This window comes from Streptomyces xylophagus, from assembly GCF_000716435.1.
GTDB lineage: Bacteria > Actinomycetota > Actinomycetes > Streptomycetales > Streptomycetaceae > Streptomyces > Streptomyces xylophagus.
Map to the genome: position 1 here is coordinate 220,960 of NZ_JNWO01000007.1, position 15,590 is coordinate 236,549.

The 15,590-nt window shown below is 69.5% G+C and carries 16 protein-coding genes and 1 pseudogene; 8 read left to right on the top strand and 9 right to left on the bottom strand.

The features are described from left to right. Window positions 1-115 precede the first annotated feature (115 nt). Window positions 116-1,039: a carbamate kinase gene (locus OO70_RS16055; RefSeq protein ID WP_043670576.1), complete on the bottom strand. Its 924-nt coding sequence runs from the start codon at window positions 1,037-1,039 to the stop codon at window positions 116-118. A 338-nt stretch (window positions 1,040-1,377) separates the two neighbouring features. Here OO70_RS16055 and OO70_RS16060 point away from each other — a divergent pair, with 338 nt between their 5' ends. The 5 genes from OO70_RS16060 (at window position 1,378) to OO70_RS16090 (ending at window position 7,122) form a co-directional block, all read left to right on the top strand. Continuing rightward, window positions 1,378-1,842, top strand: coding sequence for a Crp/Fnr family transcriptional regulator (locus OO70_RS16060; protein WP_043670579.1), 465 nt, complete (start codon window positions 1,378-1,380; stop codon window positions 1,840-1,842). A gap of 166 nt (window positions 1,843-2,008) precedes the next feature. Continuing rightward, complete coding sequence (locus OO70_RS16065) at window positions 2,009-2,710, top strand: response regulator (RefSeq protein WP_043670583.1); 702 nt, start codon at window positions 2,009-2,011, stop codon at window positions 2,708-2,710. Window positions 2,711-2,843: 133 nt separating this feature from the next. Continuing rightward, entirely contained in the window at window positions 2,844-3,824 is a 981-nt protein-coding gene (locus OO70_RS16070) for an Acg family FMN-binding oxidoreductase (RefSeq protein WP_043670586.1), read from the top strand. A 1,297-nt stretch (window positions 3,825-5,121) separates the two neighbouring features. Beyond that, a complete protein-coding gene (locus tag OO70_RS16085; protein WP_043670597.1) occupies window positions 5,122-5,328 on the top strand; it encodes a DUF2180 family protein in 207 nt (68 codons plus the stop codon). 102 nt (window positions 5,329-5,430) lie between these two features. Next, window positions 5,431-7,122 (top strand): sensor histidine kinase, encoded by a 1,692-nt coding sequence (locus OO70_RS16090; protein ID WP_043672551.1) that lies wholly within the window; start codon window positions 5,431-5,433, stop codon window positions 7,120-7,122. A gap of 15 nt (window positions 7,123-7,137) precedes the next feature. On the opposite strand, the gene OO70_RS16095 is transcribed toward OO70_RS16090, so the two are convergent. The 7 genes and pseudogenes from OO70_RS16095 to OO70_RS16115 all read right to left on the bottom strand — a co-directional run bounded on the left by OO70_RS16095 (window position 7,138) and on the right by OO70_RS16115 (window position 12,510). After that, complete coding sequence (locus OO70_RS16095) at window positions 7,138-7,830, bottom strand: response regulator (RefSeq protein ID WP_043670600.1); 693 nt, start codon at window positions 7,828-7,830, stop codon at window positions 7,138-7,140. Window positions 7,831-7,901: 71 nt separating this feature from the next. Further along, window positions 7,902-8,009, bottom strand: a pseudogene (locus OO70_RS56015) (regulator); the annotation flags it as partial. A 32-nt stretch (window positions 8,010-8,041) separates the two neighbouring features. Continuing rightward, the gene (locus OO70_RS56020; protein ID WP_234336884.1) at window positions 8,042-8,203 is read right to left on the bottom strand and encodes a hypothetical protein; all 162 of its coding nucleotides are present in this window, start codon (window positions 8,201-8,203) and stop codon (window positions 8,042-8,044) included. A gap of 188 nt (window positions 8,204-8,391) precedes the next feature. Next, a complete protein-coding gene (locus OO70_RS16100; protein ID WP_043670602.1) occupies window positions 8,392-8,901 on the bottom strand; it encodes a flavodoxin domain-containing protein in 510 nt (169 codons plus the stop codon). A 15-nt stretch (window positions 8,902-8,916) separates the two neighbouring features. Further along, window positions 8,917-9,648 (bottom strand): CBS domain-containing protein, encoded by a 732-nt coding sequence (locus OO70_RS16105; protein ID WP_043670604.1) that lies wholly within the window; start codon window positions 9,646-9,648, stop codon window positions 8,917-8,919. A gap of 13 nt (window positions 9,649-9,661) precedes the next feature. Then, window positions 9,662-10,285: a membrane protein gene (locus tag OO70_RS16110; RefSeq protein WP_043670607.1), complete on the bottom strand. Its 624-nt coding sequence runs from the start codon at window positions 10,283-10,285 to the stop codon at window positions 9,662-9,664. 1,259 nt (window positions 10,286-11,544) lie between these two features. Beyond that, window positions 11,545-12,510 carry a pirin family protein gene (locus OO70_RS16115; RefSeq protein WP_043670610.1) on the bottom strand — a complete coding sequence of 322 codons (966 nt, stop codon included), beginning with the start codon at window positions 12,508-12,510 and terminating at the stop codon, window positions 11,545-11,547. 137 nt (window positions 12,511-12,647) lie between these two features. On the opposite strand from OO70_RS16115, the gene OO70_RS16120 reads away from it, so the two are divergent. From OO70_RS16120 to OO70_RS16130, 3 genes are all read left to right on the top strand, one after another. Further along, on the top strand, window positions 12,648-13,130 hold the full coding sequence (locus tag OO70_RS16120; protein WP_043670613.1) for a MarR family winged helix-turn-helix transcriptional regulator: 483 nt from the start codon (window positions 12,648-12,650) through the stop codon (window positions 13,128-13,130). Continuing rightward, on the top strand, window positions 13,127-13,573 hold the full coding sequence (locus OO70_RS16125) for a winged helix DNA-binding protein (RefSeq protein ID WP_043670616.1): 447 nt from the start codon (window positions 13,127-13,129) through the stop codon (window positions 13,571-13,573). Before OO70_RS16120 ends, OO70_RS16125 begins: the two co-directional genes overlap by 4 nt. Window positions 13,574-13,634: 61 nt before the next feature. Beyond that, window positions 13,635-13,982, top strand: coding sequence for a tetratricopeptide repeat protein (locus OO70_RS16130; RefSeq protein WP_043670619.1), 348 nt, complete (start codon window positions 13,635-13,637; stop codon window positions 13,980-13,982). 63 nt (window positions 13,983-14,045) lie between these two features. Here OO70_RS16130 and OO70_RS16135 read toward each other — a convergent pair whose 3' ends face one another. Beyond that, window positions 14,046-15,437: a PepSY-associated TM helix domain-containing protein gene (locus tag OO70_RS16135; protein ID WP_043670622.1), complete on the bottom strand. Its 1,392-nt coding sequence runs from the start codon at window positions 15,435-15,437 to the stop codon at window positions 14,046-14,048. Window positions 15,438-15,590: the final 153 nt, after the last annotated feature.

Sequence of the window (15,590 nt, forward strand, 5' to 3'; positions counted from 1 at the left end):
CCCTGACTCCATGCTCCGTGCGACGTGCTGGTCGTCGGGAGGGCCGGGCAGGGGCGTGGACTCGGCCGTCCGGCCCCCTCCTGCCTGGGCCGGACGGCCCTCCGGTCGGCGACCGTCACCCGGCGGGCAGGTCCGGGCGGACGAGCGTGCCGGACCTGCCGTGGACGATCTCGTACGCCGCGTCCAGGGCCCCTATCGCGGCCAGTCCCCCGGTGCGTTCGACGAACCGGGCGGCGGCCTCGGCCTTGGGACCCATCGAGCCCTCGGGAAAGCCACCCCGGCGCAGATCGGCGGGCGTGGCGCCGAGGACGGGCTGCTGGTCTGGGGTTCCGTAGTCGGTGTAGACGCAGGGCACGTCGGTGAGGATGAGCAGGAAGTCTGCCTTGAGGTGCTCGGCGAGCAGGGCTGCCGTGAGGTCCTTGTCGACGACGGCCTCCTCCCCGGTGAGCGCGCCGGTGTCGTGGTCGGCGGTGACGGGGACGCCTCCGCCGCCCGCGCAGATGACGAGCGTGCCGCCTGCCAGCAGGTCGTGGACGGTGTCGGTCTCCAGGACGCGTACGGGTGTCGGGGAGGGGACCACGCGGCGCCAGCCGGTGGTGTCGGCGGCGATGCGCCAGCCGCGTTTGCCGGCGAGCGCGGACGCGATGTCGTGGGAGTACACCTGGCCGACGAACTTCGTGGGGTGCTCGAAGGCCGGGTCGTCGGCCCGGACGAGGGTGTGGGTGACCAGCGCGGCGATACGGCGTCCGGGCAGGGCGTCGTACAGGGTGCGGACCAGCAGGGAACCGATCATGCCCTGGGTCTGGGCGCCGAGCAGGTCCAGCGGGTAGGGGGCGCTCAGGGCGGGATCGGCAGCGCTCTCGACGGCGAGCAGGCCGATCTGGGGGCCGTTGCCGTGGGTGACGACGATCTCGTGGTCGTGGGCCAGGGCGGCGATGGCGGTGGTCACCCGGTCGATGTTCGCTTCCTGGACGGCCGCGTCGGGGTGTTCGCCGCGGCGCAGCAGGGCGTTGCCGCCCAGGGCGATGACGATGCGCATGGCTCGGTCCTCCAGAGGGGCGGGTACGGCCTTGATGGTGTGCGGCCGGTTCTCCGGCGGGTCGAGACGATCGACGCGGGTGAGGAGAACACCTTGTCGGTGACTTCGGGTTCGGGCAGGACCGCGAGGCGGTGCGTGAACTCGACGTCGGGGTTTCCGGTAGCGACGGGCGCCTCACGTACTCATGGAACAGCCGAGGCGGTGGCGCCACAGCATGCCGGAAGTCCCCTGGTCAGAGCCGAGTGGCCCGGCCGGTGGACCGGGTGGCCCATGGTCGGCCGCCGGGCGTCGGGCACACGCTGGTCAGGACAGTTCCCCGTCTCGTCGGGAGGCACGCCATGATCACCACCCCCACGACCAGCATGCCGCGCGCGCTGCCGGCCGAGCACCGGCAGCGGCTCATGGGCTTCGCCCACGAGGTCTCCTTCCCGCAAGGGACGCGCCTGTTCGAGGAGGGCAGCCGGGCCGACCGGTTCTGGATCATCCGCACGGGCACGGTCCAGCTCGACATGCATGTGCCGGGCCGCCGTGCGGCCGTCATCGAGACCCTCCGGCACAACGAACTCGTCGGCTGGTCCTGGCTGTTCACCCCGCACTCCTGGCACCTGGGCGCCGAGGCGACGACCCCGGTGCGGGCTTACGAGTTCGACGCCACGGCCGTCCGCCTGATGTGCCGGGAAGACCCGGCCATCGGCAGCACCGTCGCCCAATGGGTCGGTGACGTACTCGCCCACCGCCTCCGCTCCGCCCGGACCCGGCTGCTGGACCTCTACGCCCCGTACGGCGCCGGCAGCCGGGTCTGAGCGAGCCCGCCGGGGGGGGCGCCGGGCCCCTGTCCGTTGGGCCGGCCAGGGTCTATCCCGAAGCCGACTGGGGCCGGTCGGCCCTAGTGCATCCGCGCCCGGCGAGCAATGATCGTCCTCACGGGCAGCTCGCAGACCGTCCGCCACCGGGGAACAGGGTGTTGTCATGACCGAGACAGGTACCGTCACGGAGCAGAACCCGATCCGTGTCTTCCTGCTGGACGACCACGAGGTCGTACGACGCGGCATCACCGACCTCCTGGACTCCGAACCGGACATCTCGGTCGTCGGTGACGCGGACACCGCCGAGCGCGCCCTCGTCCGCTGCATGGCGCTGCGCCCGCACGTCGCCGTGCTCGACATACGTCTCCCGGACGGCGACGGCATCACGGTCTGCCGGGAACTGCGCAGCCAGATGCCGGAGTTGGCCTGTCTGATGCTGACGTCGTTCGACGACGAGGACGCCCTCCTCGACGCCATCATGGCCGGGGCCTCCGGCTACGTCCTCAAGCAGATCAAGGGCTCCGACCTGGTCTCGGCGGTACGGACGGTCGCCTCGGGCCAGTCGATGCTGGACCCCGCGACCACGGCCCGCCTGATGCGCTCGCTGCGCGCCGAACCCGCCGAGACGCCCGCCCTCACCCCCGAACTGGCGAGCCTGTCGCCCCGCGAGCGGGACATCCTCACCCTGATCGGGGACGGGCTGACCAACCGCGAGATCGGCAAGAAGCTCTACCTGTCGGAGAAGACCGTCAAGAACCACATCTCCAGGCTGCTGGCCAAACTCGGTGTCCATCGCCGTGTCCAGGCAGCGGTCCTGGCCTCCCAGCTGGAGCAGCCGCACGCCGGCGACCGCCCCGCGAAGTGAGCTCCGACCGAGCCGACCAGGACCCATCCGGGCCGGTCGGCCCCTGCCCCTCCCCCGATGTCCGACGCCACGCCGGTCCGGTCACCGAAAAGCCCGACTGCCTCCCTTGGCGCAGGGCGGCCAGGAGACCCCTATGCGTACCGCAGCCCTCGACGGGACGACTCTGGAGAGGCTGCTCTCCGCGGCCGTAGCCGCCCCGTCGATCCACAACACCCAGCCCTGGCGCTTCCGCCTGGACTCGGAGACCCTCACGTTGGAGATCCGCGCGGCCACGCACCGCGGCCTGCGCCACACCGACCCGACCGGCCGCGCCCTGCACCTCTCCGTCGGCTGCGCCGTACTCAACCTCCGAGTCGCGGTCGAGCACTTCGGCTGGGAACCGGTGCCCCGGCTGCTCCCACGCCCCGACGAGCCGGACCTGCTCGCCACCGTTCGCCTCGGGGGCACCGCCAGGGCGTCCTCCCGCACTTCTCTGTACGACGCCGTGTGGCGCCGGCACAGCAGCCGATTCCCCTTCTCGGAACGACCGTTGCCCACCGCCCTGCTCACCGAACTGGCCGAAGCGGCACACGCGGAAGGGGCCCGACTGCGCCATCTCCCGCAAGGTCAGACCGACCGTGTGCTGCGGCTCACCGGGAACGCGGAGCACCGCAACGCCGGCGATCCGGACCGAGCTGCGGAGAGCCGCCACTGGATGGTCAAGACGGGCGACTCCGCCCTGGGTATGCCACCCGAGGTTCTCGGCCCCCAGGACTTCCGGGACCGCATCCCGATGCGGGACTTCGACGCCCACCGCCATGGGGAGACGCTCACCGCCCGCCCCTTCGAACGGCGGTCCTCGATCGCCGTGCTGTCCACCACTCACGACCGCCGGACCGACTGGCTCCGCGCGGGCCAAGCCCTCGAACGAGTCCTGCTGATCGCGACCACCCACGGTGTCAGAGCATCACTCCTGCACCAGGCACTGGAATGGCCCGACCTGCGCGAACAACTCATGACACCGGCGGACGCCCGCCTCTCACACGCGCAGATGGTGATCCGTCTCGGGTACGGCCCCGAGGAGCCGGCCTCGCCGCGCAGTACCAAGGCCCAGTTGTCGCCGGGAAACGCTTGACGAGCCTTCGGGAAGTCCCCAGACAGGAGAAAAGGCCCCGCTCAAGCCATGAGATCAGGTCATCGCCCCGACAACAGGTTGGCCAGAGGCGGGCTGTTCCAGACCGGTTCGCACGGGAGCGGCGCCCTTCTCAAGGCCGCGCACCCAACAGGCGCGTCGACGACGGTGGATGAAACACCCACCAGGGGCCGGGGCGACGACTTCACGCTACGCCCCATGGCCCCGGCGGGAGGCGGACGATGCGCGCGGGCGCAGCTCAGCGGCTTGGGCGAAGTTCCTTGCGGATGCCCGGAGCCGGTCTCGTTGCCGGGTCATGGCCCGGCCGACGCATCTCCGAGGGAGTCCCTCGGCAAGGTTCACGCCGGGGGGGTGCTGCTGTGAGCCTTGCCGGGGTCGACTGTTCCCCCACATCGGGCACCACTCAAGCGGCAGCACGTGTCCTGGCCGGCTTCGGGCTCGCTCTCACCGCCATCCGGGCATACGTGGGACACCGATATCACCGCTACAACCGGGCCATCGCCTGCGCACTTCCGATTCTCGCCGCCGTCATGTGGATCGTTCTGCTCATCGTCACGTAGTCGGCGCTACTGAGCGGCTCGGGTGAAGCTCGTTCCTGACTGTCGGATCCCTGTCCCCGACCCGGTCCGATCCCGGCGTCCCCGCGCGCCTGTCCCTGTCCAGGACCGAATCCGGGGACTAGTGTGAATGGTGCCGCCCTGGCCCCCGGCCGCGCCGCTTCCACCGCGATGTCGCACCGGGGCACTCCACTCACCCATCGCAGGGCCGGTGTTTGATTCCCTGCACACGGTGCTCCTGGGCAACCCGATGCGTCCAGCGAGGCATCTCCCTCTGCCCCGCCCTCCTCGACAGGCCATCGAAGCCCAGGCGGTGCTCATGTACGTACTGCTCCTCCCGGCGGTGCTCCCGCTCGCCCTGCTCGGCACGATGATCGCGCTGTCCTGGTGGGAAGACTGCCTCCCACCTCAGCAGACCGAAGGGCTCCCTGCGGCGTCGGTGGTCGTGTCCCTTCGCCCCTCTGCGCTTGCCGAGATGTCAGCCGTTGACCACCGCCCGCTCATCGGGGGCGTAGAAGCGCACTGGCCGGTAAGACGCTCCACTGCGAGGTCCACGCGCCGACGTGCCCTGCTGCGGACGACAGTCAAGGCGCAGAACGGGACCACACAGCTCATACGCCGCTGAAGTGTGCGCCTGCTTCAGGACTCGGCTCAAACGGGCGTGCCCGCGCACCCCGTCGCACCCGTCGCACCCGTCGACCCCTCGGAGAGGAGAACGAAGCATGAACTGCTACCAGTGTCACCAGTCCGGGACGACCACCGCTGCCGTCGCCGTCTGCCGGAACTGCGGAGCCGCCCTCTGCCCCGATCACATCAAGGTCAACCCACAGCATCTGGAGCGAGCAGAAGGCATGGGTGTGACCACCCTCAAGGAACCCGCTCGCCGCATCACGTGCCTCACCTGTCATGACGCGGAGCACCAGTTCTGACCTGGCCGCGCCACCCACCGGGCACCGGCAACGGCAGGCAGCCCGGGACGACCGAGTGACCGGAGGCAGCAAGTGAACGTCGAGGAACACGCACGGTCCGAGATGGTGCCGCAACTACGTCTGGACGAGCTGCTCGAACAACTCCAGGCCCAGATCCGCGTGGTCCGCAGCACCCGAGGGCGCCTCCACGGACTGCTCCAGGCGATCCTGTCGGTGGGCCGCGAGCTCGATCTCTCCCAGGTGCTGCGCCACATCACCGAGGCCGCGGTGGTTCTGGTCGATGCCGAATACGGCGCACTTGGTGTCATAGGTCCCGATCAGCGCCTCACCCAGTTCATCACGGTCGGGGTCAGCGAGGCCGAGCAGGCACGGATCGGGGCTCTGCCCGCCGGACACGGGGTACTCGGCGAGCTGATCAGCCATCCGGAACCGCTGCGGCTGACAGAGCTGTCGGAACACCCGGCCTCGCACGGCTTCCCCCCGCACCACCCGGCGATGCACTCCTTCCTGGGTGTGCCCGTCAGTGTCCGGGGAGAAGTGTTCGGCAACCTCTATCTCACCGAGAAGCGCGGTGGTGCTCAGTTCGACAGCGAGGACGAAGCCGTCCTGTCGACCCTGGCCGTGGCCGCAGGGGTGGCGATCGACAACGCCCGCCTGTACGCGGAGGCACAGGTCAGAGAACGCTGGATGGCGGCCGGCGCCGAGCTCACCCGCGGTCTGCTCTCCGGAACCCCGGAGACGAAGGTGCTGGAGCTGATGCTGAACCGGGCGCAGGACATCACCTCGGCCGATCTCGGCGTGGTCGACCTGGTCACCGTCGGAACGCGGGAACTGCGCGGGGTACTCGCGCTCGGGGAAGGTGCCGAGCTCCATCGTGATGTGAGACTGCCGCGCGAGGGGACTCTGAGCGGGGCGGCCCTGGCCGCAGAGCAATTGATCGTCACCTCGGATGTGGGAAACGACCCGCGGATCACCTACTGCCCCGAACGCTGGACAGGGCTGGGGCCCGCAGTCGCGGTTCCCATGAGTACCAGTGACGGAGATCGCGGGGTCCTCGTACTCGCGCGCACCGCCGGATGCGCGCCCTTCACCCAGGCGGAGATCGCGCCGCTGCCCGGCTTCGCCGGCCAGGCCGCCCTCGCGCTGGAACTCGCCGACCGGCGCAGGGCCGCCGAGCAGGTGAGCCTGCTGGAGGACCGCGACCGCATTGCCCGCGACCTCCACGACCTGGCCATCCAAAGGCTGTTCGCCACGGGAATGACACTGCAGAGCGCGAATCGCTTCGTCGAGCACCCTGAAGCGACCGAGCGAATCGGCCGGGCGGTCGACGACCTCGACACCACCATCAAAATCATCCGGTCCACGATCTTCGGTCTGCGGGCCCACGACAGCACCGCGACCGGCCACGGCCTGCGGGCCCGTGCTTCCAAGACCGCCGAGGAAGCCGTTCCCGCGCTGGGGTTCACTCCCTCCCTGCTCATGGAGGGCCTGCTCGACACCGATGTCCCGCACACCATGGCGGACGAAGTCGTTGCGGTACTGAGCGAAGCACTGTCGAACATCGCCCGGCACGCACACGCCTCGTCCGCGGAGATCGCGCTGGTCGTCCGCAAAGAGCGGCTCACGCTGACCGTCACCGACGACGGCGTCGGAATCGGCGAAGGCGGACACCGCAGCGGGCTGCGCAATCTCAGCGAGCGAGCGCGGAACCTGGGGGGTGAACTCACCCTGGCCGCACCGCCCGAGAGCGGCACCCTTCTGTGCTGGGGCGTACCGCTACCTGATCGGCGCTAACGCGGTTCTGCGGGATCACGCGTCCTTGTGGGACAGCGGTGCGAGCCGGACCGCCAGGACCGCCGCCTGGACGCGGCGCTCGACCCCGAGTTTCGCCAGAAGCCGCGAGATGTGGTTCTTCACGGTCTTCTCCGACAGGTAGATGCGCTTGCCGATCTGCCGATCGGTGAGACCCTCACCGATCAGATCCAGGATCTCGCGTTCGCGCACGGTCAGAGCGTCCAACTGTCCTGCCTCTGAAGCAGGTTGCCCGGAGGGCGCGCGCAGACTGCTCATCAGCCGTCCGGTGGTCGCGGGGTCCAGCATCGACTGCCCGGATGCCACCGTCCGCACCGCCGTGACCAGATCGGAGCCCTTGATCTGTCTCAGGACGTAGCCGGCCGCCCCGGCCATGATCGCGTCCAGCAGGGCGTCGTCATCGTCGAACGACGTCAGCATCAGGCAGGCCAACTCCGGCATCCGGTCCCGCAGTTCACGGCAGACGGTGATGCCGTCACTGTCCGGGAGGCGAATGTCCAGGATCGCGACGTCCGGACGCAGCGCCGGACCGCAGACCAACGCCTGCGCGCTGGTACTCGCCTCGCCGACGACCGTGATGTCCGGTTCCAGATCGAGCAGGTCATGCACCCCGCGTCGTACGACCTCGTGATCGTCGAGGAGGAAGACCCGGATCGGTGACTCCGGTGTGAAAACGCGTTCCTGGCTCACATCGCCCTCCGGGCTTCGGTTGTCCCCGCCGATCGTGTCGGCCCGCTTCCGGCGAGCCTGACTGCCACACAGGGAGCGAACAGCCATAGCCACCCCACGAGTTGACCTGGCCTCAGCGTCTCGATGACCGCGGGATGCCGCCCGGGAACACGCATGTCGAGAGCGACCGAACCGTGCCGGACAAACGTTGCCCTCCTCGCGTACTGGCGCCTCAGGCCCGATGAACCCATTGAGGCTCGACCTCGGCCCAGGCCCGATCCCACTCGGTCAACCGCCGGCGAAAGCCGATACGTCCGACAACCAGCCGGACACCGAGCACCGAGACGATGACGCCCGCGAACGCGGCGACACCCGCGCCCGCGGACCGCGCCACGACGGCACCGTGATCAAGCGGTGACGATATGACCCGATTGCGCGATCGACCCAGATCGTGATTACCGTCCCGTGTACAGGTTCTCCGTGGGAGCACTCCCAGCAGGAGCCGGGTCCACGCCTCGACGGTGTCCGAGGTCCTGCGCAGCGGATTGCTCCGCCACCGCCACATGACGGCTCCGGCGCGTGTCATCGCACCTGCGCCTCCGCGGCACTCTCCTGTGCGATACCGGTGGCCCACGAGGAGATCCGGTCGAAGTCCCGGAAGTCCCCGCCGCGTCCGGACTCGACGATCATCCGTGCCATGCGGCCGCGCGCCCCGGCTTCGAGCCGGCCGCCGAACGTCACGTGCTGCCGGGCGTCGAGGCGCATCGCCGCGCGCCGGGCGCCCCGTACCGGCGGGATGTCCCGCTTTTCGGCCGACGCGTCGAGCGGGCCACTGCTGAACAGCCACACCGCCCGATCCAGCAGCGCGGCACGGTGCCGGCGCGCGAACCGCACCGCGTCCCCGTGCCAGCGGCCCGCGTACAGCGCGCCGCCGAGAACCACCACGTCGTACGGGCTCACGTCACTGACCTCGGAGGCGGGATACACCTCGGTCTCGACGCCGTGCGTGCGCAAGGCGTCTGCGACGGCCTCGGCTATCCCCTGTGTCGAACCGTTCTTGGTCCCGTACGCGACGAGTGCTTGCCGTGCCATGGCCGATCCTCCCTCTCAGAGCTTGTGGATCCAGGCGTCCGCGACGTCCTTCAGGTCCTCCTCCACCGCCTCGCCCACACTGTCGTCGATACGCCAGGTCAGCTCGGAGACGACATCGATCACACCGTCGACCTGCTGGATCATCCGCTGCGCGACCGTGGCCTCGATGCGCCGCTCCACCTCGCCCGTGAGAGTGACCACCCCGTCGCGGACGTCGACAGCAACCGCTGTGGGCGGCAAGCGCAGGGCCCCGCCCAGGATCTGCTCCACGACCTCGCGGTGCAGGTGCGCGTCCGGCCGCAGGAAGAGCTGCAACAGGTCCCGCCGGGTCACGATGCCGACCAGGCGGTCCTCCTCGTCGACGACCGGCAGCCGTTCGACCCCGTGCTGCGCCATCATCCGCGCGCCTACGGCGACGGTGTCCTCGGCATGCACCGTGACGGCCGGCTTCGACATCAGTTGGCCGGCCGAATGTGCCCGGACCCTGACATCGTCGTCCCCGGCACCCCGCCCCTTGCGCAGGAAGCGCAGGCGCGGCCGTGGCTGCGGCGAGGCCACTGTGCGTGCCTGGTCGAGCATGAGGTCCGTGCCGGAGACGACCCCGATCACCCGCTCGTCGCCGTCCACGACGGGCAGGCCACTGACCCTGTGGTGGGCAAGGAGACGGGCGACCTCCTTGAACGGAGTGCCGAACTCGACGCATACGACGCCGCCCGTCATCACTGAGCCGATCTTGCTGTGCCGCATGACCGCCGTCCTCTCAACTCAACCAGCGGTTGTCACGCACGATCGCCATGCTTTCCCAGCCACGGCCCAGGCCCCACACACGACCGGCATGGCCCAGCGCAAGCGCGATGAGAATCGCGGCGTACAGGACGTGGTAGTCGACCAGAGGGTTCGACGACATGCTCGGCGCACCGGTCGAAAGGCGCTGCGCCGGCGGCCACTCGGCCGCCCACATCATCGCCATCATCACGGTGCCCGCGACCGCGGCGAACCGCAGCGCCACGCCCGACATCACGGCCACGCCGATGGCCAACAGCCCCAGCATGAACAGCCAGTTCACCCAGGCATCCCCGGCCATGCTGTGGAAGGTCGACTGGAACGGTCCCGCGGCGACTCCGCTCAGGAAGCCCTTGGTCGGTGAACCGCCATCGACCCAGCCCTTGCCCGAGGCGGTCGCGTAGCCCCACCCGAACGTCTTGTCGAGGAAAGCCCAGAGGAAGACGAACCCGGTCAGGATCCGCACACCCGCGAAGACCATCGCGAACGCGGTGGACCGGGTGGTGTCACGCGCCGCCACAGATGTCGCCGAGGTCGATGCCCTGCGGCGCGAGGGGAACCGGATTCCCGCTCGCCCGCTCGAATGATCGTGAACTGCCATAGCGATCCCGTCCTCCTGACACCGTCACCGCGAGTGCGGTGACCTCTTCAATGTCCCGCCCCGGCCGTCGTCGCGCTGTGGGCCGAAGGACCGCGCGGGGGGCCAACCGGCCCTAATACGAGGCGAGATCAAGTTCTCGACAGAAGCGGCCGCAAGCCGTGGACATCACACGCCGGACGCGGCACGTCGGTCTGCACACATCGGCTCCACCAAGAGAAGTCCTTCGAGGACGACGTCCAAAGTTCGCCGACGCCCTTCCAGCAGGCAAGAGCTGATCACGACTTCGTCGAGCAAGAATTGAAGCTCAAGACGAACACCGCATTGACTCGGGCGATCCATGCCATGCCCACAGAACTCCACCGTCGATTGATGGATGCTCCCGATCAGCGGTAACTCGTTCATGTTGGGACAGGAGGCCGCAGTTCCTCTCCTGTATCGCGATGCGTGCCAGCTCCGGACAGAGATTCTCGATATATGTCCATTCGATACGCGGACCGGTTTCCGGACATTGGCGCCTCCGCGTCGGACGGTTCCGTCGCAAACTCGTATGACAACGCGGCGCGCTCCGATGCGCAACTCCTTCCGCAAAGTCTCGGCTGAGGCGGTCGCTGGTGCAGCTCCCGGTGTCGGGCGTCGACCATGCGAGCGCGCGGCAGCAACGGAACACCGTCCTTCTGCTGCCGCTCACTCTTCGCGGGAGTGTCCCCCTCTCCCATTTGCCCCGTCGTCACATCCAGCTGGTCAACCGGGCGATGCACAAGGAGTTCCACCGACAACAGCAACGCGACGGGAGGCCACCCAGCGACAAGGACCGGCTGCCACTCCAGAGCCGGCGCCGCCGCGATATTCGCCTCCGGCGAGACCACGATCCCCAACAAGAAAGCCGCCCACACCGCACCTCGCGCCCGGCGCGTGTGGGGCGTCGTGGGCTTCAGCAGGCCGACCGTGGCCAGGAGCGCAGGAGGCCGTCCACGGACAGCGGCCACAACTCCGAAGCAGGCACCAAGGACTACCAAGCCAAGGCATCACTGTTCTCGCGTCTTGTCAGTACCCGCCAATCGCGAGACGACCAGGCACCATCCCCGATCGGACCAACCATCGGTACCCCGAAAAGACCCTCGACGCGTCGGCACCGAGATGGCGACTCACGGCACAAGACGCCATCGAACTCCGCCCACAAGCTGCGGCCAACGACTGACACACCATACGGAAGTCCACGCACGCCCGTCCCAGGCAAGTCTGTGGCACGTCCCAGCAGGTCAACGCACTCTCCCCCGCGGCTTCAACGCCACCGGAGGCAGTTCGGGAGCCGGCAGCGGCGCCCCGTCGTACCCCTTCACCTCGCCGAAGCGCGAACCGGTCATCCAGTCGGTGCGGGCCTGCTGGATATCCTCCTGGGTGCGGCCGATCCAGTTCCAGAACATGATCAGCTCCTCGTCGAACGGCTCGCCTCCCAGCAGCATCAGGCCCGCGTCCGACGCGGCGCGCAGCGGGAGTTCGGTGCGGCCGCAGCCGAGGTAGAGCATCGAGCCCGGGAGGACCGGGACGCCGTCGACGTGGGCCTCGCCGGACATGGCGAGGACCGCGTACTCGAAGTCCGGTTCCAGCGGCAGGCGTACGTCCGCGCCGGCGGCGAGGGCCAGGTCCGCGCCGACGATCGGGGTGTACGTCGTGCCGGGCGAGGCCGCGCCGTCGACGTCGCCGAGGACGATCGTGGCGCGCAGTCCCGGCGCCGTGACGACCGGCAGTTCCGCGTGGTGCTCGAAGTGCGGGTCGACGTTCCGGTGGCTGTCGGGGAGGGCGACCCAGAGCTGCGCGCCGTGCAGGAAGCGGGCGTGCGTCTTGGGGCTCTGCTCTGCGTGGCTGATCGCGCGGCCCGAGGTCATCAGGCCGAGTTCGCGCGGGCGGATCGTCGCGACGCTGCCGGTCGAGTCGCGGTGCAGCACCTCGCCCTCGTGCAGCCAGCTCACCGTCTGCAGGCCCATGTGGGGGTGCGGGGGCACCTGCATGCCGGGCTCGTCGGCGATGTCGTCGGGGCCGTAGTGATCCACGAAGCACCAGGCTCCGACCATGCGGCGGCCCAGGTTGGGCAGCAGTCGGCGGACTTCGGTGGACTCGCCGAGCTGGACCCGGCGCGGGCTGAGGAGTTCGCGGACGGGCTCCGCCACCACGAAACCGCGGCCGCCGCACAGGGCCGGAACCGCTTCGCGATCAAGATTGCTCATGGCGACAACCTAGTCCCGTCAAGGCGATTCCGTCAGTCCGTCAACCCCTCGCCGGTGCCGCCTTCCCCGTCGCCCCCTGCCCGTCCCTCGTCGAAAAATAGTAGCCATGGACATAGTAGCCATGTACTCTATTGGTCATGAGTACGGCATCCGAGGGCGCGACGCCCGGTTTCCTGGTCTGGCGACTGTCGATGAAGTGGCGCGTGGCGGTCGACCGCGCGGTGGCACCCCTGGGGTTGACCCATGCGCAGTACTCCCTGGTGGCGTCGCTGTACGGCATGCAGCGCTCCGGGCTGCGTCCCAGTCAGCGGTACCTCGCCGACCACACCGGACTCGAGGCCCTCTATGTGTCGAAGCTGGCCCGCGCTCTGGAGTCGGCGGGCCTCGTCGAGCGCACCCGAGACCCCCGCGATCCACGCGCGGTCCAGCTGGCCCTCACCGAGGAGGGCCGTGACGTGACCCGGCGGGCGATCAAGGTCGTCCACGGACTTCTGCAACAGCTGCTGGCGCCGCTCGGCGGTCTCGACAGCGCGCGGACCAAGGAGTTCACCCGGGACCTCGCGACCCTGCTCGACACACCCCTTGACCACGTGAGTGAGCACGAGAAGGAGCAGTCATGACCACCACCACCGCACCCCGCCTCGACCCCCGCGTCATCGGTCTCGCGCACTACGCCGGACGCGCGGTCCTGGAGAGCGTCCTGACCCGGCACGGCCTCGACTTCCAGCAGCAGATCACCCTCCGGCTCGTCGCCGTCGCCGACGGACCCGTCGACCACGACAGGCTCGTCGAGGAGGTCGTCACCTCCCTGAAGGTCGACGAGGCCACCGTGCGCGGCGTCGTGGAGCAGCTGATCGCGGCGCGGCTGGTCGAAGCCGACGGGTCCGAGATACGGCTGACGGACGCCGGCCGCGAGCGGTTCGACCGGGTCAGCAGCGAGACCGGTGTCTACACCGCCCGGGTCTACGCGGACATTCCGGCGCAGGATCTGGAGACCGCCGGCCGGGTGCTGACCCTGATCACCGAGCGGGCCAACGCCGCGCTGGCCGCCGTGGCGGAGTAGCGAAAATCGGTAGTGGAATATTCAACCAACAGGGTCCGTTGTGTCGGTCGAAGGAGGTCAAGTGGACATGACGTACTACGACCACGGAACACCGGCGGAGCGTTGGGAGCGCGCGCAGTTGTTCTTCGACGCCAAGGACTACGCCGCGGCGGCGCGGGTGTTGGGCGGGCTGGTCGAGGAGGTGCCCGAGCAGACCGGACCGCGCCTGCTGTTGGCGCGCGCCTACTACCACTCGGCCCAACTGCGGCGCGCCGAGACCGAGTTGCGGGTCCTCGTGGAGCGTGACCCGGTGGAGCACTACGCGCGGCTGATGCTGGGCCGCACGCTGGAGCGCCAGGGGCGGCACAAGGAGGCGGGTTCACATCTGCGGATCGCCTCGGCGCTCGCGGGTGACTTCGAGCAGGTCTGAGACACGGCACCATCACAAAGGGGCCCGGTTCCGGCACGGAACCGGGCCCCTTTGTGTGCGTCGCTACTTCGCGTACGCCCGTGCTCCCCGGCGGTGGGCCATCTCCCCCAGCACCACGTCCACGGCGATGAACGCGGCCAGCGGGATGCCCAACAGCGGGACGAAATAGCCAAGTACGGCGATCACCGCGAGGCACGGGACGAGGAGCAGCGGGGGTACCTGCGCCCAGGCGCCGCGCGGGATCGGACGGCCGAAGGAGGAACCTCGGCCGCGTTGCCACCACATGCGGTAGCCCCACACGATCAGCAGGACCAGGGACCCGGCGAGCAGCATCAGGGCTATCTGGTTGGCCAGGCCAAAGAGGACACCGGTGTGCAGGTCGATGCCCCAGCGGGTCATTTTGGCGAGCAACGGGTAGTCGGCGAACCGGAGTTCGTCGGTCACCTTGCCGGTGGCGGGGTCGACGGCGACCGCGTCCTGTTTCTCGGGCCAGCTGCGCTGGACCTGTTTGACGACGTACGCCGAGTTCGCGTCGGCGGGCGGGACGATCTCGACGGGGTTGCCGAGGCCCTCGGCACGCGCGGCGGCGAGGATCTTGTCGAGGCCCACGCCGTGCTCGGCGTCGCCGGTCGCGGTGGAGCCGCCGTGGCCCGCGTGCTCACCGCTCGCCGCGGCGGACACGGAGGGGGTGGCCTGGCCGAGGGAGGTGCGGAGTTCGTCGATGTTGGCGCCGGCGTACGTCGACCAGGTCAGTCCGGTCGCCGAGAGGAAGATGAACCCGGCCGCGGCCCAGACACCCACCGTGCCGTGCAGGCCGAGGGTACGGCGCCGTCCGCTCGTGCCACGTACCTTGCGCAGGGCACGGCGCCGGGAGAACCACAGGACCAGGCCACCGCCCGCTATGACCCACAGCCAGCTCGCGGCGAACTCGCTGTACAGGCGGCCGGTTTCACCTAGGTGGAGATCGCGGTGGAGTTCGTCGATCCAGGTGCGCAGCGGGAGCGCGCCGGTCGAGCCGTACTGTTCGAGCGCGCCCCGGACCTTCCCGGTGTACGGGTCGACGAACACCGCGAGGGTGTGGTCGGCGGCGATGCCCTTGACGCCGGAGAGCATGACGCGGGTGGTGGCGTCGTCCTCCGGGGAGGGGCGGACGGCGGAGACGGCGCCCTCGGGGTGGGCCTTGCGGGCGGCGGTCACCTGCTGCGAGATCGGCAGTTCACGGTCACCGACGGGCACGGTCAACTCGTGGGCGTACACGATCCGTTCGGCCTGGAAGGCGCCGGCGTACAGGAAGCCGGTGACGGCGGCGACGAGCAGGAACGGGGCGACGAGCACTCCGGCGTAGAAGTGCAGACGCAGGACGAGGGGGCGCAGCGGGGCCCAACGGCTGGGGGACGGTGCCGGGTTGGACTCCTGCGGGACCTCGGCCGGAGCGGTCGAGGGAGCGGTGGACATGGGCGGGCTTCTCCGGGAGGCAGGGGGCGGGGACGAGGGGACGATGCGGGGCAAGGACGCGGGCGGGTGAGGTGTCGTAGCCGTAGTGGTCCAGTAGTCGGCGGGTGAAGGCACCGAGTTCCCGTGGGTTCGAGTGGCGTGCGTCACTCCTGG

Coding starts and splice junctions, on each gene's coding strand:
- OO70_RS16055 (WP_043670576.1), bottom strand. CDS start 1,039: ATGCGCATCGTCATCGCCCTGGGCGGCAACGCCCTGCTGCGCCGCGGC.
- OO70_RS16060 (WP_043670579.1), top strand. CDS start 1,378: ATGATCACCACCCCCACGACCAGCATGCCGCGCGCGCTGCCGGCCGAG.
- OO70_RS16065 (WP_043670583.1), top strand. CDS start 2,009: ATGACCGAGACAGGTACCGTCACGGAGCAGAACCCGATCCGTGTCTTC.
- OO70_RS16070 (WP_043670586.1), top strand. CDS start 2,844: ATGCGTACCGCAGCCCTCGACGGGACGACTCTGGAGAGGCTGCTCTCC.
- OO70_RS16085 (WP_043670597.1), top strand. CDS start 5,122: ATGAACTGCTACCAGTGTCACCAGTCCGGGACGACCACCGCTGCCGTC.
- OO70_RS16090 (WP_043672551.1), top strand. CDS start 5,431: ATGGTGCCGCAACTACGTCTGGACGAGCTGCTCGAACAACTCCAGGCC.
- OO70_RS16100 (WP_043670602.1), bottom strand. CDS start 8,901: ATGGCACGGCAAGCACTCGTCGCGTACGGGACCAAGAACGGTTCGACA.
- OO70_RS16105 (WP_043670604.1), bottom strand. CDS start 9,648: ATGCGGCACAGCAAGATCGGCTCAGTGATGACGGGCGGCGTCGTATGC.
- OO70_RS16110 (WP_043670607.1), bottom strand. CDS start 10,285: ATGGCAGTTCACGATCATTCGAGCGGGCGAGCGGGAATCCGGTTCCCC.
- OO70_RS16115 (WP_043670610.1), bottom strand. CDS start 12,510: ATGAGCAATCTTGATCGCGAAGCGGTTCCGGCCCTGTGCGGCGGCCGC.
- OO70_RS16120 (WP_043670613.1), top strand. CDS start 12,648: ATGAGTACGGCATCCGAGGGCGCGACGCCCGGTTTCCTGGTCTGGCGA.
- OO70_RS16125 (WP_043670616.1), top strand. CDS start 13,127: ATGACCACCACCACCGCACCCCGCCTCGACCCCCGCGTCATCGGTCTC.
- OO70_RS16135 (WP_043670622.1), bottom strand. CDS start 15,437: ATGTCCACCGCTCCCTCGACCGCTCCGGCCGAGGTCCCGCAGGAGTCC.